This is a genomic window from Ectothiorhodospira shaposhnikovii, from assembly GCF_016584105.1.
GTDB lineage: Bacteria > Pseudomonadota > Gammaproteobacteria > Ectothiorhodospirales > Ectothiorhodospiraceae > Ectothiorhodospira > Ectothiorhodospira shaposhnikovii.
In genome coordinates this window covers 1-24065 of sequence record NZ_NRSM01000019.1, presented here as the reverse complement: position 1 = coordinate 24065, position 24065 = coordinate 1, and the positions used below count along the sequence as shown (strand labels likewise).

General features: G+C 61.5%; 22 protein-coding genes and 2 tRNA genes. 11 read left to right on the top strand and 13 right to left on the bottom strand.

Features of this window, described 5'->3' with window-relative positions:
• The first annotated feature begins 169 nt into the window (after positions 1-169).
• Complete coding sequence (locus CKO35_RS11590) at positions 170-757, top strand: RBBP9/YdeN family alpha/beta hydrolase (protein WP_200176285.1); 588 nt, start codon at positions 170-172, stop codon at positions 755-757.
• Positions 758-800: 43 nt separating this feature from the next.
• Here the strand turns inward: CKO35_RS11590 and CKO35_RS11585 are convergent, their stop codons facing one another.
• Positions 801-1859 (bottom strand): SO_0444 family Cu/Zn efflux transporter, encoded by a 1059-nt coding sequence (locus CKO35_RS11585; RefSeq protein WP_200176283.1) that lies wholly within the window; start codon positions 1857-1859, stop codon positions 801-803.
• A 113-nt stretch (positions 1860-1972) separates the two neighbouring features.
• Between CKO35_RS11585 and CKO35_RS11580 the strand changes: the two genes are divergently transcribed.
• A complete protein-coding gene (locus tag CKO35_RS11580; protein ID WP_242467158.1) occupies positions 1973-2446 on the top strand; it encodes a MerR family transcriptional regulator in 474 nt (157 codons plus the stop codon).
• Positions 2447-2476: 30 nt separating this feature from the next.
• On the opposite strand, the gene CKO35_RS11575 is transcribed toward CKO35_RS11580, so the two are convergent.
• Complete coding sequence (locus CKO35_RS11575) at positions 2477-2797, bottom strand: hypothetical protein (protein WP_200176278.1); 321 nt, start codon at positions 2795-2797, stop codon at positions 2477-2479.
• A 213-nt stretch (positions 2798-3010) separates the two neighbouring features.
• On the opposite strand from CKO35_RS11575, the gene CKO35_RS11570 reads away from it, so the two are divergent.
• Positions 3011-3754 carry an SIMPL domain-containing protein gene (locus CKO35_RS11570; protein ID WP_242467157.1) on the top strand — a complete coding sequence of 248 codons (744 nt, stop codon included), beginning with the start codon at positions 3011-3013 and terminating at the stop codon, positions 3752-3754.
• 154 nt (positions 3755-3908) lie between these two features.
• Here the strand turns inward: CKO35_RS11570 and CKO35_RS11565 are convergent, their stop codons facing one another.
• A complete protein-coding gene (locus CKO35_RS11565) occupies positions 3909-5315 on the bottom strand; it encodes a diguanylate cyclase (protein WP_200176276.1) in 1407 nt (468 codons plus the stop codon).
• Between the two features lie 263 nt (positions 5316-5578).
• Between CKO35_RS11565 and CKO35_RS18240 the strand changes: the two genes are divergently transcribed.
• The 5 genes from CKO35_RS18240 to CKO35_RS11540 all read left to right on the top strand — a co-directional run bounded on the left by CKO35_RS18240 (position 5579) and on the right by CKO35_RS11540 (position 14462).
• Positions 5579-7765 (top strand): methyl-accepting chemotaxis protein, encoded by a 2187-nt coding sequence (locus tag CKO35_RS18240; protein ID WP_200176270.1) that lies wholly within the window; start codon positions 5579-5581, stop codon positions 7763-7765.
• A 191-nt stretch (positions 7766-7956) separates the two neighbouring features.
• Positions 7957-9477: a diguanylate cyclase gene (locus CKO35_RS11555; RefSeq protein ID WP_200176268.1), complete on the top strand. Its 1521-nt coding sequence runs from the start codon at positions 7957-7959 to the stop codon at positions 9475-9477.
• Between the two features lie 11 nt (positions 9478-9488).
• Positions 9489-12074 carry a DUF2339 domain-containing protein gene (locus tag CKO35_RS11550; RefSeq protein WP_200176262.1) on the top strand — a complete coding sequence of 862 codons (2586 nt, stop codon included), beginning with the start codon at positions 9489-9491 and terminating at the stop codon, positions 12072-12074.
• A 38-nt stretch (positions 12075-12112) separates the two neighbouring features.
• Complete coding sequence (locus CKO35_RS11545) at positions 12113-13723, top strand: NAD(P)/FAD-dependent oxidoreductase (RefSeq protein WP_200176261.1); 1611 nt, start codon at positions 12113-12115, stop codon at positions 13721-13723.
• A gap of 10 nt (positions 13724-13733) precedes the next feature.
• Positions 13734-14462 (top strand): sulfite exporter TauE/SafE family protein, encoded by a 729-nt coding sequence (locus tag CKO35_RS11540; protein WP_200176259.1) that lies wholly within the window; start codon positions 13734-13736, stop codon positions 14460-14462.
• Positions 14463-14472: 10 nt separating this feature from the next.
• On the opposite strand, the gene CKO35_RS11535 is transcribed toward CKO35_RS11540, so the two are convergent.
• From CKO35_RS11535 to CKO35_RS11515, 5 genes are all read right to left on the bottom strand, one after another.
• A complete protein-coding gene (locus tag CKO35_RS11535; protein WP_200176257.1) occupies positions 14473-15702 on the bottom strand; it encodes an HD-GYP domain-containing protein in 1230 nt (409 codons plus the stop codon).
• A 327-nt stretch (positions 15703-16029) separates the two neighbouring features.
• Positions 16030-16103: transfer RNA gene (locus tag CKO35_RS11530), tRNA-Cys, on the bottom strand.
• Positions 16104-16387: 284 nt separating this feature from the next.
• Positions 16388-16463, bottom strand: a tRNA-Gly gene (locus CKO35_RS11525).
• Positions 16464-16546: 83 nt separating this feature from the next.
• On the bottom strand, positions 16547-16963 hold the full coding sequence (locus tag CKO35_RS11520; protein ID WP_200176255.1) for a fluoride efflux transporter FluC: 417 nt from the start codon (positions 16961-16963) through the stop codon (positions 16547-16549).
• Positions 16963-17394: a CrcB family protein gene (locus CKO35_RS11515; protein ID WP_200176253.1), complete on the bottom strand. Its 432-nt coding sequence runs from the start codon at positions 17392-17394 to the stop codon at positions 16963-16965. The genes CKO35_RS11520 and CKO35_RS11515 overlap by 1 nt, the downstream gene beginning before the upstream one ends.
• Before the next feature lie 198 nt (positions 17395-17592).
• Here CKO35_RS11515 and CKO35_RS11510 point away from each other — a divergent pair, with 198 nt between their 5' ends.
• Complete coding sequence (locus CKO35_RS11510) at positions 17593-17886, top strand: hypothetical protein (protein WP_200176246.1); 294 nt, start codon at positions 17593-17595, stop codon at positions 17884-17886.
• 304 nt (positions 17887-18190) lie between these two features.
• Positions 18191-19090, top strand: a complete 900-nt coding sequence (locus CKO35_RS18355; RefSeq protein WP_200176244.1) for an ATP-binding protein — start codon at positions 18191-18193, stop codon at positions 19088-19090.
• On the opposite strand, the gene acuI is transcribed toward CKO35_RS18355, so the two are convergent.
• From acuI to CKO35_RS11480, 5 genes are read right to left on the bottom strand one after another with little or no spacing between them, the layout of a single operon-like run.
• Positions 19080-20063: an acrylyl-CoA reductase (NADPH) gene (acuI, locus tag CKO35_RS11500; RefSeq protein ID WP_200176242.1), complete on the bottom strand. Its 984-nt coding sequence runs from the start codon at positions 20061-20063 to the stop codon at positions 19080-19082. The two genes, CKO35_RS18355 and acuI, sit on opposite strands and share 11 nt — an antisense overlap.
• Positions 20064-20103: 40 nt before the next feature.
• A complete protein-coding gene (locus tag CKO35_RS11495; RefSeq protein ID WP_200176240.1) occupies positions 20104-20727 on the bottom strand; it encodes a PqiC family protein in 624 nt (207 codons plus the stop codon).
• A 14-nt stretch (positions 20728-20741) separates the two neighbouring features.
• Complete coding sequence (locus CKO35_RS11490; protein WP_200176238.1) at positions 20742-21749, bottom strand: MlaD family protein; 1008 nt, start codon at positions 21747-21749, stop codon at positions 20742-20744.
• Positions 21746-22522 (bottom strand): ABC transporter ATP-binding protein, encoded by a 777-nt coding sequence (locus tag CKO35_RS11485; protein WP_200176232.1) that lies wholly within the window; start codon positions 22520-22522, stop codon positions 21746-21748. Before CKO35_RS11485 ends, CKO35_RS11490 begins: the two co-directional genes overlap by 4 nt.
• Positions 22522-23703, bottom strand: coding sequence for an ABC transporter permease (locus tag CKO35_RS11480; RefSeq protein WP_242467156.1), 1182 nt, complete (start codon positions 23701-23703; stop codon positions 22522-22524). Before CKO35_RS11480 ends, CKO35_RS11485 begins: the two co-directional genes overlap by 1 nt.
• Positions 23704-23803: 100 nt before the next feature.
• Between CKO35_RS11480 and CKO35_RS18470 the strand changes: the two genes are divergently transcribed.
• Positions 23804-24034 (top strand): hypothetical protein, encoded by a 231-nt coding sequence (locus CKO35_RS18470; protein WP_420870758.1) that lies wholly within the window; start codon positions 23804-23806, stop codon positions 24032-24034.
• Positions 24035-24065: the final 31 nt, after the last annotated feature.

The window sequence follows — 24065 nt, the reverse complement described above, 5'->3', positions numbered from 1 at the left end:
GCGATGGTGATTGTCACTGGGCGATCATACCGGTCCCTGCGTCCGGAATGCAGCCTTCCATCAGGGATCTCATACATTCAAAAATAGAATTAAAAGATAAAAATTAATTCTTTATTGACATTCATAAATCTCTGTAGAGTCAGGGCCAGGATCGCTCAGGAGCATCGTCATGGCCCACACCACGCTGATCGTACCCGGCTTTCACGGCAGTGAAGCCGAACACTGGCAAACCTGGATGGAATCAGTGCTTCCGGATGCCCGCCGGGTCACCGGTATCGACTGGGAATCCCCGGTCCTGTCCCGCTGGGCACAGGCCGTGGGTGACGAGATCACCCGTTCGACAGGACCGGTCTGGCTGGTGGCGCACAGTTTCGGTTGCCTGGCGACGGTCACCGCCGCCAGCCGTCTGTCCTCCCGGGTGGCCGGGGTCATGCTGGTGGCGCCGGCGGACCCGGACCGGTTCTCCCTCTTCGGCACGCGAGCACCATCAGACACGGCTGAAAGCCTGGCCTCCCGGTTGCCGTCACGTCCTCTGGAGTTTCCCGGCCTTGTGGTGGCCAGCACCAATGATCCCTGGATGCCCATGGCCAAGCTGCTTCCCTGGTCCACACGATGGAGCATGCCGGTCATCAATATCGGCAACGCCGGGCACATCAATGTGGCCTCCGGCTTCGGCCCGTGGCCACAGGGGCTGGATCTGCTTCGCGCCCTGCAGCAGCAGTCCTCCTCAGAGGTACGCCGGGTCGGGTGCGGGTGATTCCTTAGTGTGCGGGAAAGGAGCGTTTTTCATCGGTAACCGGTTAATGCGCCTGTGCCAGACCCACCAGCCGACGACCCAGGGGACGCAACATCAAGATCAGCAGCAGAATGAGCGACGGCCATTCCAGCCATGGCGGAAGCAGTTCCCGCACCGCCGCCATCTGGGCGATCAGATCCAGTTCCATCCATCGCACCCAGGCATCCACCAGCAGGCCGATGATCACGGACGTCGCCAGGATGCCCGTCAGGTAGAGAATCAGGGCCATACCACCGAATTCCCGACGCAACACCCCCAGGGTCGCCAGACTGGTGATGGGCCCGGCCAGAAGAAATACCAGTGCCGTGCCGGGGGATATGCCGCTGGCGATCATGCCTGCCGCAATCGGCGTCGCCGCCGTGGCACACAGGTACAAAGGGATGCCGATCACGGCTGCCAGCAGCATGGCCGGCAGACCGCTACCGTGGGCCATCAGGGTCTCAGGAGGGGCGTAGGCAATCAGGATGCCGGCAGCCACCAGACCGATCACCAACCACACGGCGATATCATCCAACACGTCATTGAACGCGAAGGCCAATCCCCCTTTGAGACGCTGGCCCAGGGGTTGGTGGGCCTGATCTGTCTCGTGCGGGTGTGAGTGGGCATCGCCACAGCATCCCGATCCCTGGCAGCTGGCGCTGCCTGCCGCGGCCCTTGCGGGTGATTTGCCGGTGGCGGCCACCAGCAGTCCGGTGGCAATGGCGGTGGTGATAGTGCCCAGGACCCGGGCCACGGCCATGAAAGGCCCCAGCAGGGCATAGGTGACCGCCACCGAATCCACACCCACGCCCGGGGTGCCGATGAGAAAGGCAGTGGCCGGGCCCCGTCCCGCGCCTCCCCGGTACAAGGCCAGGGCCGTCGGGATGGCGCCGCAGGAGCACAGGGGTAGCGGAGCCCCCACCACCGCCGCCAGGGAGATGCGCTTTACCCCGCCTCCCCCCAGTGTCTTACCGAGCATCTTCTCCGAGATCAGGGCCTTGATAAGTCCGGCCATGGTCAGGCCCAGCAGCAACCATGGGGCTGCGGCCAAGGCAATGGACAGGGTTTCCTGTAAGGCCTTCATAGTGCTTGCTCCACCTTCCGGCAACCTCGAACGGGGCCGCTTTCCGTAAGAAGTCGGCATTGTGCCGACCCCTGTGGTTCACTACGATAAACCCTGTAAACGTGACAAGGTCAATGCCGATGAAAGACCGCATCAAGATTGGCGAGCTGGCCCGCCTGAGCGGGTGTTCTCCGGAGATCATCCGCCACTACGAGCGACTTGGACTGATGGAACCCGCCCTGCGGGGCAGCAACGGCTATCGGTACTACTCCAGGGCCGGCCTGGAACGACTCAGGTTCATCCGTCACAGCCGCGATTTCGGCCTGAGCCTGAAGACAATTCAGGATCTGCTGGCCATGACCGAACGCCCCCGGGACGACTGCAGTCAGGTGGATTCCCTGGTATCCCGGCATCTGCAGGACATCGAGAACCGGATTGCCGCCCTGCAGTCAATGGCAAGCCAGCTGCGCAGCCTCGTATCCCAGTCCTGCAACGGCTGTGTGGCCGACTGCAGGGTCGTCAAGGCCCTGTTCGGCGCCCCCGATACCGACATGACCGGGGCGAGCCGACCCGGATGCCCCAGAACCACCCGCCCCTCCGGTTCGTGACAGGATCGCCTCAATGCATACGTTCATTAATTAACGGGCCCCCCGGCGTTCCGTATTCAGAATGGCGAGCACCGTCTCTCTCAGGCCCATGGCCGCAAAGATCGAAACGAAGGCGATGATCGGTCCCAGTGCCAGCCACCAGATCACGACTCCCAGAATCAGTCCCGCCTGCTCCACCCGCCAGATCCGCTCCAGAATGAACAGCGTCAAGGAGACGCCCAGCAGTCGTACCCAGAAGAGATCCCGGGGGGTTGCAACCGAGGACACCCGTGACCACTGGGACGAGAGACAACTGGACCACACACCCACCATAATGGTCACGATCGATACAAGGATGGCGAACCACAGCATGACCCTGATCCTCTCAGTGCAAGGCGTGGACCAGCATTAATGCGGATGGATCCACACGGCGAAGATACCGACCTGATACCGGAATACTGTGACCACAGAATGTTCTATAAAGTTCTAAATATCTTTTTTTATATGGTTTTATGAAATAAAAAAATCCGCCTGCATCCGCCTGACTTTTTACCTCGAGTTCCGGTTTTCTCAAGGAGATACACGATGAAAGAACGTCCGCTTCTACTGGTTTCCATCCTGGCCCTGTCCCTCGCCTGCGTGGGTTTGATCCTGGGGCCGGCCCTGCTGGGCTCCCAGGTGCGCCTGGGCATGACATCCTCCGCCGACAAGATCACCAGCGCCCATCGGCAGGTGACGGTACGGGGCCTGTCGGAACGGGAAATTCCCGCGAACCTGGTCCTATGGCCCCTGGTGTTCCAGATCCAGGCGCAGCAACTGGATGAGCTGCAACAGAGCATCGACAGCCAGCGAGGTCAGGTCATCGACTTTCTGCTCAACCAGGGGTTTGACAGGGAGCAGATACAGATCGTGCCGCCCACCATCACCGATCGGGAGCAGAACTTCTACGGGGAACGTCGCCCGTCCCACCGGTTCGGAGCGGACGTGGTAGTGCTGGTACGCAGTGACGATGCCCGCCAGGTAAGCCAGGCCATGCGAGAGACCGGCGCCCTGGTGACGGCCGGCGTTGCCCTGACCCAGAACTATGAGCACCGGCCCCAGTTTCTGTTCACGGATCTGGAAGCGGTCAAGCCGGACATGGTGGCCGAAGCCACCCGGGATGCCAGACGCGCGGCCGAGCAGTTTGCCCAGGATTCCGGCAGCCGGGTGGGCGGCATCCTGACCGCTACCCAGGGTCTGTTCAGCATTGAAGACCTGGACAACTATACGCCTGAAATCAAGAAGATACGGGTAGTCACCACCATTTCATTCCAGCTTGAAACACCCTGAAAAGAACGCTGCGGGCTTGAGTCCCTGAACGGATTGATCATTTAATAACCAATCCGTTCAGGGCGCCATGTCCTTCAAGGCATTCAGGCAGGTATCCCGACATTATCCACAGGATTGTCCACGCTTTCTGTTGAAAACCACGGGCCGGCATGGGCTAGACAGGGATGGCGTCCCGACAAACACGATTCCGTCCTTCATCCTTGGCGCGATACAGAGCCTTGTCCGCCCGTTCCATCAGTTGCACCAGGGTCTCCCCCGGTCGCCACTGCGCCACACCGGCACTGATGGTGACCTGTTCGCCATGGGAGAAGGCATGCGCCGCCACATCGGCGCGAATGCGCTCCGTCGCCTCCATGGCCGCCTGTACGTCGCTGTCATGAAACAGCATCATGAACTCCTCCCCACCCCAACGGCCAAGGCGATCGCTGCCACGCCCCTTGCGGGCCATGAGGTCGGCCACCTCCCGGAGCACCTGGTCGCCGACCACATGCCCACAGGTATCATTGATGCGCTTGAAGTGATCGATATCGAACAGCGCCAGTGAATAGGGGCGTCCGCTACGCTGGGCACGCAGGCTGTCTTCCTCGAAACAGAGCATCAGGCGGGCACGATTGTGAATACCCGTGAGCGGGTCAGTGGTGGCCGCCTTTTCCAGCAACAGGTTGAGCTGGCTCAGGCGCCGGTTCAGGGTACGCTGGCGCAGAATCCAGAACCCGCTGGTCAGCAGTACCACCAACAGCACACCCAGCAACGGCCAGAAGATGGACTTTTCGATCACCTCCACCTCATGCCTGACCACATTGATATGCCGGTTGATGATGGCTTCCCGTTCGCTGTGAGTGATGCTACGCACCCCGGCATCGAGTACGGCATGCAACAGGGGATCATCCAGATGGACGCCGATGCGCAGGTGGTTGACGTAGTCGGCCTGCATACCGGAGATGCGGAGATTGAACCAGCCGTCCTTGCGGATGGTGTAGGCAGCCACGATCAGGGAGCGGATGGTCATGTCCGCCCGGCGGTCGGACACCAGTTGGAAGGCCTCGTTTTCGGTCTGTGTGAGTATCAGCTGCAGACGGGGAAAATCGCGACGCACCCACTCCTCCACCGCGGTACCGGCAGGAATGGCCAGGCGTTCGCCGTCGAATCGATCCAGACTGACCACATAGGGGTGATCCTCCCGGGTGATGATGACGTTTTCATCAATCAGCAAGGGTTCGGTAAAGCGTAGCCATGATTCACGGGCCGGCGTCCGGTTGAGCAGGCTGAGAAATGCGCAGTCCCCCCGTTGCGATGCCTCCAGGGCCCCCTCCCAGGTTGTGGTCGGATGGACCTCAAGGGTCAACCCGACCCGATCCGCCACCAGTCTGAGCAGATCGGCCCCGATGCCCCGATGTGCTCCCCCGGCATCAATATATTCAAAGGGCGCCCAGTCGGGATCCACGCAATACCGCACAACACCCCGGGACGCGACATAGTCCCGTTGTGCCTGGTCAAGCAGATTCTCACCCTCACCCTTTGCCCACAGGGGATGGGCACCCATCACCAGACCGGCGGACATCACTATCATCAATGCAAAAAAGGGCCTGGCCCGAACCTCAAGAGCGGGATTCTTGAACATGACTTAAGAGCTCAATGATATCTGCGCGGAAACATAACATCCCCCACGTCATCCCGATCTTTTTTCCCGGTCCGTGGAAGCGCCCGTGATTCGCAAGACGCTCGTTTAATCTTGTATATTGAGGATTATCAAGGGCACCCCCAACCCATGGCTTGCCCGATAAGCACACCACCGATTTCCGGAATCACTACCAGGATGGCCCCATGATGTCGATCAAAGCAAAAATCTCCGCCGGGTTCACCTCGGTTGCGCTCATAGCCCTTGCCCTGGGATGTCTGGGTTTTCTGGGGGCAGTCAAGAGTGAATCCACCATCAATGAACTGGGCACCTTGCGGCTTCCTTCGGTTCAAACGGTACTGGAAATGCAGGTGGCACTCGGTGAGGTGGTCACGAGTTTTCGCACCCTGATGGATCAAACCGCCAACCAGGAATCGCGCGCCGTGCAGTACCGGGCCATTGAGGACGGCCGCGACAACTATCGACAAGCGGTGGACCGTTATAACGCCTTGCCAAAGACCGAGAACGAGGCAGCAGCCTGGGAAGCATTCCAGACCACTCTGCCCAACTGGCTTCAGGCCAACAACACCATACTTGCACTGCACCGGGATCTGGATGAGGCACGGATAACGAGCCCGGAGGAGGATGTCTCCTCACTTTGGAACCAGATTGCCGTACTCACCATGGGAGAGACGACTCTGCGTCATCAGGAAATCGCTTTCGATGCGCTGGAGCGACTGGTGCAACTCAACATGGAGGCAGCAGCGAGGGAAGTGGATGACGGCCTTTCCCAGGCTCGCTGGCTGGAAGGGATCAGTCTTGCGGCCATGATCATCGGCGCCGTGATCGCCACTCTGCTGGGTGTAATGATTACCCGGGGAATTACGAAACCGCTGACTCTGTTGGTTGATTCCGTGGAACGGGTGCGACGGACAGGCAATTTCAATGACCAGGTCAGCTATCAGGGGAAGGATGAAATCGGCGCCGTGATCACGTCCTTCAATGACCTGCTCACATCCCAGCGAAATGCCCTTGGCGAGGTGAACACGGCCATTGGCGCCCTGGCCGCCGGCAATTTCAGTTCTCGCATCACCGGCGATTATGCCGGCGATCTCGACACCCTGAAGAAAAGCTTCAACAACAGCGCCGAAACCATCCAACTGACCATGGCCGAGTTGTCCAAAGTCATGCAGGCCGTGCGGGCAGGTGAATTCAGCGTGTCCATTGAGCCTGGCAAGGTACAGGGCGAGTATCGACGGATGCTGGAAAACGCCGCCACCGGGATGCATTCACTGGATGAGAGCACACGGGGTATCATCAGCGTGATGGAACAGGTCGCAGCCGGAGTATTCAGTCACCGGGTCGAAGCGGACGCCGCCGGACAGATGCAGAAACTCAAGCACATGATCAACGGCTCCCTGACCGCCCTTGACAAGGCGATCCAGGAAATTCAGACCGTCATGATCGCCCAGGCGCAAGGGGATCTGCGTCTGCGCGTCGAAGGACAGTACGACGGCGATCTTGAAGTGCTCGCGGAATCGGCAAATACGACCGCGGAAAGACTTTCCGACATCATCCAGCAAATCCATGCAACAGTCCTGAGCGTCAGCACCGGAACCAGCGAGATTTCGGCGGGCAACTCCAACCTGTCGCAGCGCACCGAGGAACAGGCCGCCAGCCTGGAGGAAACCGCCACCAGCATGGAAGAGATGATGAGTACGGTTCGGCAAAATGCGGACAACGCCCAGCGGGCCAGTCAATTGGCAGATCAGGCCAACACGCAGGCGGAAACCGGGGGGCAGAAAGTGATGCTTGCGATCGAGAACATGCGCGAACTGTCCCAGAGCGCCGAAAAGATGACGAGCATAATCAACGTCATCGACAGCATCGCCTTTCAGACCAACATCCTGGCGCTCAATGCCGCGGTTGAGGCGGCGCGGGCGGGAGAACAGGGACGTGGCTTCGCCGTGGTGGCCAGCGAAGTCCGGACGCTGGCCCAGCGCTCCTCGACGGCCGCGAAGGAGATACAGGCCCTGATCAGGGAAGATATCGGTATCGTGGAAACCGGTACCCGGCTGGCCCATGATGCCGGTCGTTCCATGGAAGAGATCATACTTTCCATCAAACGCGTCAGGGACATCATTTCGGAAGTCGCGGCGGCCTCGGATGAACAGAGCGAGGGCATAGAACAGATCAACCTGGCAGTGACCCAGATGGACACTGTCACCCAGCAAAATGCCGCCCTGGTGGAAGAAGCCGCCGCCGCCGCGGAATCACTGGAGGAGCAGGCGGAACGCCTGTCCTCGGCGGTTGCGGTCTTCCGCCTGAGAAATGCACTGCCCCAACCTCCCGCAGCCCTGACAACAAGCATCTCCGTCAGGCCATCATGGTAAGGAAAACATAACATAGCCAATCTGTCGGCAGGCTTCGACACCCAATTTGGTTGAACGCGCATACCCATCCACAGGAGGGTGATGTGGGCAAAGAAGAAAGAGACCCGTTGCCTGATTTCAGGCCCTGTACGGAAACGCCCGCATACCGACAGTGGCTCCGTGATTCAGGCCATGTTCAGACCAGTTTTTGCGTGGATGCACAGCGTCTCGGGCTGTATTGCCGTTATGCTGGCGTGGGGCTGTGGGACATGTCCGTGGTGGAAGAAGACCCGCTCAATCCGGACAATGTCTTTTTCTGGTCGGAAAGCTTTCGCAGGCTTCTTGGTTTCGAAAACGAGGAAGAATTCCCCAATCGCCTGGATAGCTGGGCATCACGTCTTCACCCGGCCGACAGGAATTACACCCTGGGCGCCTTCGAGAAACATCTGCTGGATCGGGAAAACAAGACGCCTTACGACCTGAAATATCGCCTGAAATGCCGGGATGGCCATTATCGCTGGTTTCGCGCCACCGGTAATACCCTGCGGGGAACGGATGGCCGCCCTTTGCGGGTTGCGGGCTCACTTATCGACATCCATGAGTCCACCCTTAACCAGCAGGCCGTGCGCAAGGCGGAAGTCCTCAAGGAATTCAACCGGTTTCATGATGCAAGCGCCCGGCTGGCCACCGCCAACGCACGCCTGCGACTGGAACAGATTGATGAAGGGTTGCATGAATGCCTGGGAATCCTGGGCGAATTCATGGACGCGGATCGGGCCTACCTGTTCAGCAACAATCTGGAAGAACGATACTGGACCAATACCCATGAATGGTGCGCCCCAGGCGTGCAGGGCTACCGCGAAGAACTTCAGCATGTCCCCTTTGACAGCCTGCCGGGACTGATACACCGCTTCGATCAGGGCCAACCCTTCGTGGTCACCAGTCTGAACGAGTTGCCGCCCGCCATGACCGGCAGCAGAGAACATCTGGCCATGCAGGGTATCCGGTCCATGATATTGCATCCACTGGTCACGGATGGGGAATTGCTGGGATTTGTGGGGTTTGATGACATCGAAGAAGAGCGGGATTTCTCCACCACCGAGCGGGCCATGCTCAGCCTGGCGGCGGAAAATTTCGCCGCCACCCTGGCCCGGCAGCGACAGTATCAGCAGGAAAAGCAGGCCAGGGACGAGCTTGAAATCGTCAATCAGCGCCTGCGGGAAGTGCTGGAAGAAGTTCAGAGACTGGCCCGAACCGACCCACTGACAGGACTGTCCAACCGCCGCTGGATGCAGGAATGCCTTGCCAGGGAAGCAGCCCGCCGCCAGCGTACCCCCACGCCACTGTCCATCATTCTGATGGATGTGGATCACTTCAAGATGATCAATGACCGCTTCGGTCATGACATGGGCGACAAGGTATTGCGCAGACTGGCGGATACTTTCAGGGAAACGGTGCGATGCAAAGATGTCATTGCCCGCTGGGGTGGCGAGGAGTTCATGGTGATGGCAGTGGACACAGATCTGCAGGAGGCCAAAAAGCTGGCAGAACGTCTGCGGGATGAGGTAAGCCGACTACGGGTTCCACCACTGGAACAACTCAGCATCAGCCTGGGCGTGGCGGAAGCCGGCCTGAACGAGGATCTCAACAGGATCATCATCCGTGCCGATCGGGCGCTCTACCAGGCCAAATCCGAAGGCAGAAACCTGACCATCATCGCCGCACCGGACTGAATCCACATCCCATGACCGCCCTGGACCTGCTTTCGCTGTTTTTCTTTCTTCTGTTTCTGGGTGTCGTCATCGGCGCCGTCCTGGGCTGGGTGGGTTTCTTTCACGTACGCGCCCTGCGGCAAAGGGTCTTCCGGCTGGAACAGGCACTGGCCGCCCGGCAATCCACGGTACCGATCCCGCCCCCTGAACCCGATCAGGCGGTTGAGACACCCACGCCGGACCCGCAACCGGTCACGGCCATGCCCCCATCCGCCCCACCTCCGGATACCTCATGGTCCACCAACGGGGGACTGGAACGCCCGGCCTGGCTGGAGCACCTGTCCCGACACTGGATGATCTGGCTGGGCGGCCTGTGCGTGGCCCTGGCCGGCGTCTTCATGGTCAAGTACAGCATCGATGCCGGGCTGCTCGGTCCCTGGGGACGGGTGATGATGGGACTGGTCACCGGGATCGGCCTGCACGTCCTGGCCGAATGGCTGCGGCGCGGGAGCGGACCGGACCCGTCCATCGCCGCCCTGGCCGGCGGCGCCAGCATCACCCTCTACGCCGCCCTGCTGGCCGCCCTGCACCTGTACGGGCTCATGGACCCCAGGCTGGTCTTCGTCCTGCTGGCCCTGGTCTCCCTGTTCACCATGATGCAGTCCCTGCTCCACGGCCCTGCCCTGGCGGCCATGGGTCTGGTGGGCGCCTATGGGGTTCCCCTGCTGGTGTCCGAAGAGAGCGGCAATATCCTGAGCGCCCTGCTCTACGCCCTGATCATCAGCGGCGCCGCCCTGCTGCTGTTGCGGCGGATATTTCGTACCTGGCTCTGGTGGGGCGTGGTGGTCGGTGCCCTGGGCTGGTGGATGCTGTCCCTGACCCTCCCCCAGGCCGATGGATTCCGGGGCCTGTATCTGGCCTTGCTGGCCTGGGGCGTGCTGGCCATCCCCACCTTCGACTGGCGCCTGGATCGCGGCGAGCCCGCCGATACCCGGCCCGGACACCAGCCCATGACCCTGTTTGGCCGGGTGTTCCGGCTGGACCAGATCACCCTCACACTCATCATCCTGGCCTGGGGTCTGTCCATCCAGCAACAGGGTTTTGATGCCCAGGCCCTGTGGCAATGGGGGCCGATGGTACTGTTGCTGGCCCTGGCTGCCCGGCATCGGGACAGCTTGCGCTGGCTGCCCTGGATGACCCTGGGCGTACAGTGGCTGGCATGGATGGGCACCGCCATGGTCCTGGACTGGATAGGCGGGCAGTATCGATTGATCGGCATTGACGCCGATCTGCAGCCGGCCTTTTTGCAATTCGCCGCGCTCATGGCCCTGCTCTATGCGGTCATGGCGACCCTGCACCTGCGGGCACGGGGCTTTTCCCACCCCTGGGCCGCCCTGGCCTTCGTCTCCCCGCTGGCTTGGGTGGCCCTGGCCTATCTGCTGACCGAAGACCTGTCCCGCTCACCGGGCTGGGCCGCGGGCCTGTTGCTGACGGGCATGATCTACGGTGCCATTGCCACCTGGCGTCTGGAGCGGCGCCGGGGTGAGGCCGGTGCCGGGGTCTGGTTCGTCATCGGTGGGCATCTGGCCTATTCCCTGGCCGCGGCCGTCATGTTCCGGGAGGCCGGACTGACCCTGGCCCTGTCGGCCCAGCTGCTGTCCCTGGCCTGGGTGATGAAGCGCTACCAGTTGCCCTGGCTGGACACCCTGATCAAGGGCATCCTGGTGCTGGTGGTCATCCGCCTCACCTTCAATCCCTGGATCCTGAGCTATCCGCCCGAGCTGCACTGGTCCCTGTGGACCGGCGGCGGCGCCACCCTGTTCTGTGCCCTGGCCGCCTGGCAGACCCGATCCCGGCCCGATCTGCAACGCTGGCTGGAGGCGGGCGCCCTGCATCTGCTGGTCCTCACCCTGGGGGCCGAGGTCCGTTACCAGCTCTACGACGGCGATATCTTCATTGCCCGCTACAGCCTCACGGAAGCCGCCATCAACGCCGCCCTCTGGTCGGGCCTGGCCCTGACCTACCGGCAACGGGCCCGGCACAGCCGGACACTGGCAGGTCTCTACCGGCTCTGCTCCAGGCTCCTGTTGCTCATGGCCCTGGGCAGCTATGCCCTGGCGGTCACGATCCTCAATCCCCTGTGGGGACAGGAAACCGTCGCCACCCGCCCCATCGCCAATCTGCTGCTCCTGGCCTACGGCCTGCCGGTGATGATGGCCCTGCTGGTGGCCCGCTACCACGAAGCGCGTTTTCGTCCCGTCGCGCTGGCCATCGCCGGCCTGGGCCTGTGGCTATTCATCACCTTGGAGATCCGCCATCTCTGGCAGCAGGGGGCACTGTCCATCACCCTGCCCACCGGCAACGGCGAACTTTACACCTACTCCGCGGCCTGGCTGATCCTGGCGGCGGGTGCCATTGTCGCCGGTGGTTACTGGCGCGGCATCCGCCTGTACCGGGCCGGCATGGCCCTGCTGGTCATCGTCATTGCCAAGCTGTTCCTGGTGGACCTGTCGGGCCTGGACGGCCTGTGGCGGGTGGCCTCCTTCATGGGGCTGGGGCTGTCGCTGCTGGGACTGGCCTGGCTGCACCGGCGCATGGGTGAAATCCGGCGGGTATAATTCCGCCCCTGCCACCTCTTCCGATAGCGAAATCTCCCATGCTGCGCATCACTGAACTCAAGCTGCCCCTGGATCACCCCGACGCGGCCCTGCGCGAGGCCATCATCAGGCGCCTGGGGATCGATGCAGCGGACCTGATCACCTTTCGGCTGTTCCGCCGCAGCTACGATGCCCGCAAGAAACACAGCGAGATCCAGTTCATCTATACGGTGGATGTGGAAGTCCGCAACGAGGCGGACCTGCTCCGGCAATTGGCCGAGGACCGGCATGTGGGTCCGGCCCCGGACATGCGCTACAGGCCGGAGGTGCATGCACCGGAAGGTCTGCGGGAGCGTCCGGTGATCGTGGGTTTTGGTCCCGCCGGCATCTTCGCCGCCCTGATCCTGGCCCAGGGCGGTTTCAGGCCCATCGTGCTGGAACGGGGTCCCGAGGTCCGTCAGCGCACCCGTGACACCTGGGGCCTGTGGCGCAACGAGATCCTGAACCCGGAATCCAACGTGCAGTTCGGTGAAGGCGGGGCCGGGACCTTTTCCGACGGCAAGCTCTACAGCCAGATCAAGGACCCCAGGCACCACGGGCGCAAGGTGCTTGAGGAGTTCGTCAAGGCCGGGGCGCCGGAAGAGATCCTTTACAGCAGCAAACCCCATATCGGCACCTTCCGGCTCACCGGCGTCGTGGCGCACATCCGGGAACAGATCAAGGCCCTGGGTGGCGAAGTGCGTTTCCGGAGCAAGGTCACTGATCTGCTGATGGAAGATGGCGGCGTGCGGGGGGTGGTGCTGGAGGATGGGGAAGAGATCCCGAGCCGTCATGTGATCCTGGCCCTGGGTCACAGCGCCCGGGACACCTTCCGCATGCTCCACGCCCGTGGGGTATTCATGGAATCCAAGCCGTTCTCGGTGGGGTTTCGCATCGAACATCCCCAGTCCCTGATCGACAAGGCCCGTCTGGGCAAGTATGCGGGGCATCCGAAGCTGGGGGCGGCCGACTACAAGCTGGTCCACCACGCCGGCAATGGTCGATCGGTCTACAGCTTCTGCATGTGCCCGGGCGGCACCGTGGTGGCCGCCACGTCCGAACCGGAGCGGGTGGTCACCAATGGCATGAGTCAGTACTCCCGCAATGAAAGAAACGCCAATGCGGGGATCGTGGTGGGTATTTCTCCGGCGCAGGATTATCCCGATGGGCCGCTGGCGGGCATCGAGTTTCAGGAGCGTCTGGAATCCCTGGCCTACCGGCTGGGGGGCGGCAATTACCACGCCCCGGCCCAGCGGGTGGGGGACTTTCTCGCCGGCCAGGCCTCCCGTGCCCTGGGCAGTGTGGAACCCTCCTACACACCGGGCATCACGGCCACGGATCTGGCCCAGGCCCTGCCGGACTTCGCCATCCAGGCCATGCGCGAGGCATTGCCGGTGTTTGATCGACAGATCAAGGGGTTCGCCATGGGCGATGCCGTACTCACCGGGGTGGAGACCCGTACCTCCGCGCCGTTGCGCATCACCCGCGGCCAGGATCTGCAAAGCCTGAACCTCAAGGGTCTGTACCCGGCGGGCGAAGGAGCCGGTTACGCCGGCGGCATCCTCTCCTCCGGGGTGGACGGCATCCGCGTGGCCGAGGCGGTGGCCAGGGACCTGGTCAGGCCACTGTAGGGACATCACCATGGACTTTCCCCTCAACGTCTCCCAGTGGCTGCTGGCCAGCGTCGTGATCATCATCGGCGCCGTCATCCAGGGCGGCATCGGCTACGGCGTGGCCCTGCTGGGAGCGCCCCTGCTCTATCTGATCCATCCCCAGTTGATACCAGCCCCCATGATCATCATCGGCATGACCCTGCCGCTGCTGATCCTGTCCCGGGAATGGCGCGCCGTGCGTCCAAGGGACGTGGCCTGGGCCCTGCCCGGCAGTCTGGCCGGCACTGCTCTGGCCGCCGCACTGCTGGGCATCATCGCGGAAGATGTCATGGGGGTGTTGCTGGGTGGTCTGGTGCTGCTGGCCGTGGCCCTGAGCCTGGTGCACCGGGTGCCCGAACCCCGACCGGCCCATCTGGTGGGCGCGGCGGGGCTGTCCGGTTTCATGGCCACCATCACCTCCATCGGCGGCCCCCCCCTGGCCCTGGCCTTCCAGAATGTCAACGGCCCCAGACTGCGGGGCACCCTGTCGGCCATCTTCGTGCCCGCCGGTCTGCTGTCACTGACCGCCCTCGCCCTGCTGGGTCGATTCGGGAGTACAGAGATCCTGCTGGGGTTGTCACTGCTGCCCGCCATCCTGGTGGGATTCTGGATCTCCGGCCGGCTAACGGGCTTTCTGGACCGTCACTGGCTGCGTCCCGCCGTGCTCTGGCTATCGGGAATCGCCGGAATTATTGCCATTGCACGGGCGATCATCTGAACCGGCCGGATCACTCCTCTCCAAAGCAAAGGACATGTACATCCGACAGCCCCCAATCCTTGGGATTCTCCCGCTGCACAATGGATTCATCACACCCGGGACGGGACAAATCCATCACAACCGGAGAAATCTTCCGGGCCCGATTCACGGAATAAAACATTCTTACGATGGGCCTCAGGAGAGAGCCTTCCGACTGTTCAATGACAATAGCCAGCTTCCCGGAGCTTAGCCGGACCAGGGAACCGACAGGGTAAATACCCACGGTCTTGACGAAGGACTGGAAGACAACAGGATCGAAATGGCTGCCTGACCAACTCATCATTTTCTGTATGGAAACGGCGGGATCCCAGCCATCCTTGTAGGGGCGATCTGATGTAATTGCATCATAGACGTCACATATCGCCCCCATCTTTGCAAGCGTGCTGATCTGATCACCAATCAGGCCATGTGGGTAACCTGAACCATCCATCTTTTCATGATGATGGAGGCAGACATCCATGGTCACGGAATCAGCGGGGATTCCCTGGGAAAGCAGCATTTCACCGCCCTGCCCGGGATGCGCCTTCATGATGCCGAATTCGTGCTCGGTCAACTTGCCTGGCTTATTGAGAATATCCAGTGGCATCACGGCTTTGCCAAGGTCGTGCATCAGTCCCGCGATGCCCGCTTCCTTGACGCCGACCTCGTCGAATTTCAACTCTCGGGCCAGGGCCATCATCAGGGCGGCAACGGCCACCGAATGCATGTAGGTATACTCATCCGCCTGTTTCAGCCGGCTCAGACTGATCAAGGCACAGGGATTGCGAACGATGGAATTGGATATCTGCTCGACGATATTACATGCCACGCCCATGTCCACGGTATTACCCATGCGTGCATCGGAAAACATTTCCGCCATGGCATTCTTGGACAGATGGAGGATTTTTCGCGCCTGAACCAGCTCGTCTTCCATGGTAGAGGACTGCAGATGATCGCCGGCAACGGCAACCTTACCCACCCTGCTTTCCACCCTGCCCTGAAACAGTTCCATGGATTCAGACGCTGCGGCACTGCTGACGTCATCGCCCCGACTGCTGTCAATCCAGACCTCTTCGATACCGCTGTTCAGAATAGACTTGAGGTCTTTGGGATTGGATAGCAGGAAGCGGGTACGCCAGAAAGGATGTTCCACCCAGGAGCCGCAGAATTCCGTGATGTACATGCCTAATCTAAGGTCTTCTACACGAATCTTCTTGAGCAATTTCCGTTCACCCCAGTGTTGACTGGAAACCACCTGGATCCTTGTGGTTCATCCCGGATCCATCGTATCCATACTGATCAATGCAAGCTGAAGGATAAACCACCACCCACGGGGGGCCCCGTGGTCACTCCCACGACCCGGGAGTCCGGAATTTCCAGTCCGTGACTGGACTCCCACTGGCGCGGGAATGCATTGTTTATAGCTCGCTTAGGATGCCAGCACATATTTACCAGAGTCCATGGTTAATCTCCGTCACGCCCCCATGAACGCAGAAAGGCCCGCTAAAAGCGGGCCTTTCTGCGATAACCACGAATATCGAGGATAATCTGGAGGCTGGGGTCGGAATCGAACCGGCGTCCACGGCTTTGCAGGCCGCTGCATAACCACTCTGCCACCCAGCCATGGGAATCGGCAAATAAAGCGGGAATTCTATCCAGATGCCTTGCGTTTGGCAACCCCCCACTCCTACAGACAGCGACGAGGCCCTTGCCCGCAGTCACTTTTGGGATTAAGCATGAAGAAGCGGCCCTGGCTTGATCCAGGAAAAGCTATGCTCCTCTCCCATGGCCGATCCCGGGATAGTGGAATACAGCCATTTTACTGAAACGAAAAAAGGGCCAAAAGGCCCCTTTAATACATTTCAAGCGACTTACAGATACCAACTGAAATCTGCAAATCAAAAAACTGGAGCGGGAAACGAGACTCGAACTCGCGACCCCAACCTTGGCAAGGTTGTGCTCTACCAACTGAGCTATTCCCGCGTCACTTGATGGCGCGTATTCTACAGATCTGTTTCAGGCTGTCAACACCTTTTATTCACGAAATGGCATCAATCCGCAATCGCTTATCCAGAACGCGTCTGACGGTCATTGATCCACATACCCTGGGCGTAGCCTGTCCAGACGGCCGTGATCCACAGTATCACGGAACCGATCACATAGGCCCCGGCCAATCCCGGCCGTCCCTGCTGCAACCAGATCAGGGCCTCCAGACTGAAAACGGAAAAGGTAGTAAATCCCCCACAAAACCCGGCAAGCACGAACTGGCGCATGGCCGGCCCCACCACCAGGGCACCACCCGGCTCGGTCAGGGCGGCATAGATACCGATGAGCCAGGAACCCACCAGGTTCACCGCCAGTGTACCCCAGGCAAAGGTCGGCCCCAATACGCTGAATGCGGCCACCGCCACCAGATGTCGCGACACGGCCCCCAGACCACTGCCCAGGGCCACGGCCAGCCAGATCCGGTATCGGTCACGCATCAAGGGCTTCCCCGTTCCAGCAGGTACCGCATGACGGAATACGCCAGTGCGGCGGCGCCCAGGCACAAGAAAACGGACAGGAGGACGTTGAAAAGTGCCCGCAGAGGGCGCTTGCCGCGCAGCAGGATCAGGGTCTGCAGGCTGAAAGAGGAAACGGTGGTGTAGCTGCCCAGACCCCCTACCACCAGCCATGCCCAGACATTGACCTGACCTCCCCCCAGACCATCAGGCAACACCCAGGCGGCAACCATGCCGATCAGACAGGCACCGCTGACATTGACCAGCAGGGTGCCCCAGGGAAAGGCATCCCCCATCCGTGAACTGACCCACGCAGTCATCCAGTAGCGAAGCAATCCGCCCAAGGCACCGCCCAGCAGGATGAAAAACAGGGACAGGGGAGCCAATCCCAGGGAAGAAGTCGTGTCAGACATACCGGCCATTATGCCAATGACGCTCCAAATCACCACTTCTCGCTCAAAGCTTGAGACAGGACACGGAATCCAGGTCAACGGAACATAAGCTGCGTGGAGGAATCCATAGACATGGGTTTCCTGTCCTTGAGACAGGATCCTCCCAGACATCTTTTGGTCAATGGATTCGTTACCCAAGCAATCGTGTAGGAGGTTTGCATGAAGCACCGTCACACAGTTATCGCCGCCCTTTCCATCTTTCCCCTGGCCTTCCTGGCGGGCTGTTCCGACCGCGGTCCCGCCGAAGAGGCTGGCAAAACGGTGGATGAGGTGATGGAAGAAGCCCAGGAACGTTACGAGGACGCCGTGGAATCCACGGAAGAGATGCTGGATGATGCCGCGGAAGCCGTCGGCGATGCCGTGGATGAGCCGGGCCCGGCGGAAAAGGCTGGTCGTGAGATCGATGACGCCGCGGAGGCCGCGGAGGAAGCCGTGGAAGAGATGCGGGAATAATTGAGTATCCCGCAAGCACCGGGAACGGAGTCCCGGTGCCCGGAGATCATTGATCTCTTGGGATTTTCCTATTTCCTGACGGACAGGACAGGACGGAAACGGGAGTAACAGGATGGGCGTGACGGAAGATGACGGATCCAATACCTCCCTTTAAAATGTGACACTGCTCACGGTATCGTGACCGACACTGAAGACGAAGGCAGCGGAATGGCCGATGACCGGAATTTCGTTTCCTTCCGGCATCGCCAGACTGTATCCAACACCCTGAACCTGTCAGCCACGTCACGGGGAGGCGTATCGCGTTGTGGTAGAAATCATCAAGGCCTTGAATCTCACACCGGAGCAGGAAGCCTTGGTGGATCTGCACAGTTTTCTCAACGTGCTCAACGTACTTTCAGCGGAAATGGATCTGCTGGCCTTCCATCTGGACCGGCCTCAACTGCTCAGACCGGGCATCGACACCGTGCATGGTTTCTCCCGGGCCCTGCAAGACCCGTTTCAAGCCAGGCTCTGGGTTCAGGACATTGACGCCATCCATCGGGAAATCCAGCAGGCGGTTGCGACTGCCGTGGCAGACATCACCCCCACCGCTGACGCCCAGGAATGCCTGAACAACATTGCCGCCGTCATGTCGGTCTTCAAGACCCGGGTCAAGGAACTGACGGCCCGCGCCGGTGTTCCGATGATCTGGCAATGGCATGACCTGGAACTGCTCAGGGAGGATCTGGCGGTACTGTTCCAGGTGATGGAGCAGAAAAGCAACGGAAGCTTCGGCATCAAGCACAACATCGCCAAACAGGGAGAGCGTGACTATCTGGTGAAATTTGATACCACCAGCCGGGATGGCGACCAGATATTCATGCCGGCCGTGTTCAAGGACGTGATACGGGACCTGATGGCCAACGCGCGTAAGTACACCCCGCCTGGCGGGCGCATCCTGTCAGGCCTGGATGATGACGGCAAAAGAATCCGCTTCGTGGTGGAGGATACCGGCGTCGGCATTCCCCCCGGACAGATCCAGGATGTCGTCAAGCTCGGTTTTCGGGCGGATAACGTGCAGAACCGCAGAACCTACGGCGGGGGCTTCGGCCTGACCAAGGCCTATTGGGTGACCCAGCGCCTCCAGGGACGCATGTGGATCGAGTCCCGCCTCGATGAAGGGACCCGGATCGAAATCCAGTTTCCCCGTGTCCCTAGCGGTTGACGTCCACCACCGTGCGTCCACGCACCTGTCCGGCCAGGATCCGTTCAGCCAGCGGAATCACCTCTGCCAGCGCCACCTCCGTGGTGGCCGCCGCCAGCCGCTCCGGATCCAGTTCCCGGGCCAGGCATTCCCAGGCCTCCAGACGCCGCTCCATGGGTGTGTAGACGCTGTCCACACCCAGCAGATTGACACCCCGCAGGATGAAGGGAGCCACGGTCGCCGGCAGATCCATGCCCTGGGCCAGCCCGCAGGCGGCCACACTGCCGCCATAGCAGGTGGAGGCCAGCACATTGGCCAGGGTATGACTGCCCACCGTGTCCACTGCCCCGGCCCAGCGAATCTTGCCCAGGGGCTTGCCGGGGGACGACAGCTCCGCCCGATCCATGACTTCCGCCGCACCCAGGCCCTTGAGGTATGCCGCCTCCCCCGGCCGCCCGGTGGATGCCACCACCCGGTAGCCGCGCCCCGCCAGCAGCATCACCGCGATGCTGCCCACACCACCTCCGGCACCGGTCACCAGAACATCGCCCTGGTCAGGCCGGACCCCCTGACGCACCAGGGCCAGCACACAGAGCATGGCTGTGTAGCCGGCGGTGCCGATGGCCATGGCCTGGCGCAGGTCAAAGGCCTCCGGCAACGGCACCAGCCAGTCTCCCTTGAGACGCGCCCTCTCGGCCAGACCGCCGGGGTGAGCTTCCCCCACACCCCAGCCATTGAGAATGACCCGATCACCCGGTTGCCAGCGGGGATGATCGCTGTGTTCCACCGTGCCTGACAGATCCACCCCCGGGACCATGGGATAGTGGCGGACCACGGGGGCCTTGCCGGTAATCGCCAGGCCGTCCTTGTAGTTAAGGGTGGACCAGGCCACCCTGACGGTCACATCGCCTTCCGGCAGCGCCTGCTCATCCAGGGATTCCAGCTTCGCCTCGACGCCGCTTTCGGTCTTGTTCAGTACGATGGCTCGATACATCCTCCGTCCTCCTGTGGGTGGTCGTTATGCTTTGCCCGCTCTACGGCAAGGCTTGAACGAGTTCCGATTCCAGCCGGGTCAGGATATCCGCCAGCCCCCGGGACAGGCCCGCGGCCACCTGGGCCGGAGTGGCCTCGGACAGCGGCTGACGGGACTGCAGAGTGGACGCCAGCAGGATACGACGCTCTCCCTCCTGTCCCCGGGATGACAGGTAGGCCTGCAGTTCCAGCACCGCCGCCGGAGACTGCTCATCCCGCAGATCGCCATGGATGGTGTTGACCAGAATATCCAGGCGGTAGTCCGCTTCCCGGGCCAGGCTGGGCGGCAACAGGGTGTGGAACACCCGGGCGTCATGCAACCAGTCCCGGGCCGTGCTGTAGACCTGATCCCGTACCGGGGCAAACCAGTCATGATGGAAGTCGGAGACATACCGGGTGTCATCCATGCGGTAGATCAGGCCTCGGGTGGAGAACTCCGGTGCCACACGAACCGTCCCCATGACCAGGCTGCCGTCGATGGGCTCACGCACCGATTCGGCCGGCCGCTTGGCTTCCATCAGATAGGTGATGCGAACCGGGGGATCGCGGTCCAGGCTCACTGTACAGGCGGCGGTCATCAACAGGGCCGGCACCAGCAGCAACAGGGCCTTGGTGAGTTGAGACATGGTCAGGCTCCGGATCATCGGGACAGCTCGGTGGGTTCAGGGGGGCGATTCAGGATCGCCCCCGGATGGCGGCGCAGATCCTCGGTGAGGGCCCGCAGGTTGTCGGTCATGGCCCTCAGGTTGTCCAGCGAGGCAGCAATGTCCTGCTCATGGCCGGCAATCAGGTCGTCGGCGCGTCCCACGGTGCCCTGCAGCTGATCAAGAGAGCGGGTCAGACCCTCCAGCGACTGGCGGATCTCGGGTGACTCCGACAAGCGCCGGAGATTCTGTGCCGTTGCCCCCAGGTCTTCCGGAATCCGGGCCAATTGCGGCGAATCCGCCAGGCGCTGCACCCGCTTGAGGATGTCGTGGGTCTGCTCCAGGCTGCCGGTCAGTTCCCGCATCAACTGGCCGGTATCCACCCCTTCCACCAGTTCGTTGAGATTGATGGTGAAACGCTCGATGTTGTGCAGGATGGACTCCACGTCCATCCTGTCCACGCGGCGCATGATGTTGTCCGCATACTGCAGGAACTGGGTCATGGTACTGGGGGCGGAGGGGATATACAGATACTCCGGGGTCCAGTCGATGACCACGGGAGTGAAGGTGCCCGCATCGAAGAAATCCAGCTCCAGAAAGTTGATGCCGGTGACCCCCTGGCTGGTCATGCGTACCCGCAGCCCCCTTTCCACGAACAGCGCCAGCTCATCCTTGATATCCGCGTCCCTCATGGACGCACTGAGCAGGTCCGGACGCAACCAGCCCCTGACCATCACATACTGGGCACGGTCGGCGACAGGCAACTCTTTCTGGTAATGGGCGTAGGTGAAGCTGATCTGACTCACCTCGCCGATAGTGACCCCACGCAGCTTGATGGGCGCCCCCACGTCCAGCCCCTGGATGGAGCCGTCGAAATAGGTCTCCATCATCAACCTGGGCCTGAGCAATGCCCCCACGCCCAGCGCCAGAAGGATCACGACAGTGGCGGCAAAGGCACCGACGATGAACAATCCCAGACGAAAATAACCGGCACGACTACTCACGATGCCTCCGTGGCTTCACGGTTGAAGAAACGACGCACCCACGGGTGTTCACTGTGGTCCCGCAGATGGGCGGGATCGCCCTGTGCCAGGATACCCCGGGTTTCCTTGTCCAGCATGATCACCCGGTCGGCAATGGTGAAGATGCTGGGCAATTCGTGGGTCACCACCACGAAGGTGATGCCCAGAATGCGGCTCAGGCGCAGGATCAGCTGATCCAGTTCCGCCGAGGTGATGGGGTCCAGGCCGGCGGAAGGCTCGTCCAGAAACAGGATGTCCGGGTCCAGTGCCATGGCCCGGGCGATGGCGGCGCGCTTTTGCATCCCACCGGAAATCTCCGCCGGCATGTGCTGTTCGAACCCGGCCAGACCCACCAGCTGCAGCTTGAGGCGAGCCACCAGATCCATGGCCTCGTCGGGCAGGCCGGTGAACTCCTCCAGGGGCAGGCGCACGTTTTCCAGCAAGGTCATGGAGCCGAACAGGGCCCCCATCTGATACATGACACCAAAGCGCCGCAGGATATCCCGACGGGCCTGGCCCTCGGTGCCGGTGAAGACCTCGCCGCCGATGACCACCTCTCCGGCCATGGGCTCGTAGAGTCCGATCATGTGCTTGAGCAGGGTACTCTTGCCGCAGCCGGAACCGCCCAGAATGACGAAGATCTCGCCCGGCGCAATATCGAAGGACAGATGCTCCAGCAGCGGCGTGCCGCCGAACCCCAGGGTGAGGTCCCGTACCTGGATGATCGGCGGTGGCGATTGAGAGTCGGAGTGCATCAGATCCCCAGATGGAAGAAGATCACGGCAAACAGGCCGTCCAGAACCACGATCAGGATGATCGCGCTGACCACCGCCCGGGTGGTGGAAATCCCCACGGCGGAGGCGCCGGTGCGGGTTTCCAGGCCACGCAGGCAACCCACGCCGGCGATGACCAGGCCGAACACGGTGGCCTTGAACAGGCCGCCCAGGAAATCTCCCGGCGACACCGCATGACTGACCTGGTTCATGAACGCCACCAGGGGCACGTCGAAGGTCATCATCACCATGGCCCCGCCCATCAGCCCCACCAGGTCCGCAAAGATGGTCAGCAAGGGCGCGATGATCACCGCCGCCATCACCCGGGTCACCACCAGAAAACGGACCGGATCCAGCCCCATGGTGGTCAGGGCGTTGAGTTCCTCGTTGACCTTCATGGTACCGATCTCGGCGGCAAAGGCGGAAGCGGAACGGCCCGCCAGCAGGATCGCCGTCATCAGCGGACCCAGTTCCCGGAACAGGGACAGTGCCACCAGGTTGGCGACAAAGATCTCGGCACCAAACTGTTTCATCGCCACGGCGGACTGAAACGCCAGGATCACCCCCATGAGAAAGGCAATCAGGGCAACGATGGGCAGGGCATTGACCCCGGCCTCCTGGGCGATGCGCAGGGCGTCCTTCCAGCGCACGCGGCTCGGGTGGGCCAGACCGTGGGCCAGGGCGGCCGCGGCCTCGCCCACAAACACCACATGGTTATACAGGTCGCGCCCCAGGTCATGGACCCCATCTCCAAGGCGCCGCCCCAGTCCGGGTGGACGGCGTGTCCGGGACGGGCTGGCCAGGGCGCTGGCATCGAAGGGTTCCAGTAACTGCGCCACCTTGGTCGGCACATTCACCAGCGTCACCTCCGCCCCCGGCGCCCGGGTCTGACGCAGCAGGTCCAGCAACAGGGCCACGCCGGCACCGTCGCAGTAGTCCACCGCCGCCAGATCCACCCGCACCGGCGTGTCGGCATGATCCTGCAACATGCGTCCGGCACGGGGCCAGAGCGGGCCCACCGTATAGGCGTCCAGGCGACCGGCCAGCACGAGGATGCACTCACCCGCCGGGCCAATGGATGCCTTCAGTTGTGCGCCGCCTTCATTCACGGATGTCTTTTTTTCCACGGGAACACACGGACTCCACGGCAAACCATTGAACATGTCGCTCCATATTGCCAGACTGGACAGGATAAGAGAGCGACGGTGAACCCCCATGCGGGGGCGAGTCCAATCATTTTTTGACAGAACACCCGGGATCGTCATGTCCAGCACCCTGCACATCGAGCGCCTGGCGGGGCCTCAGGCCACCCCCTGGCTACCTGAGCTGGCCCGACTCAGGATCAGCGTCTTCCGTGCCTACCCCTATCTCTACGATGGCGACACGGGATACGAGGAAAACTATGGGTATACGGATTTAATGGTTGATGGGGCACCTTCACCCCACCAACCTGATACCACCCTCAGATGGTTGATAGATCGACCCCGTAGTTGAGTTCCTCTGCGAAGTCCGGCAGTCCGTAACC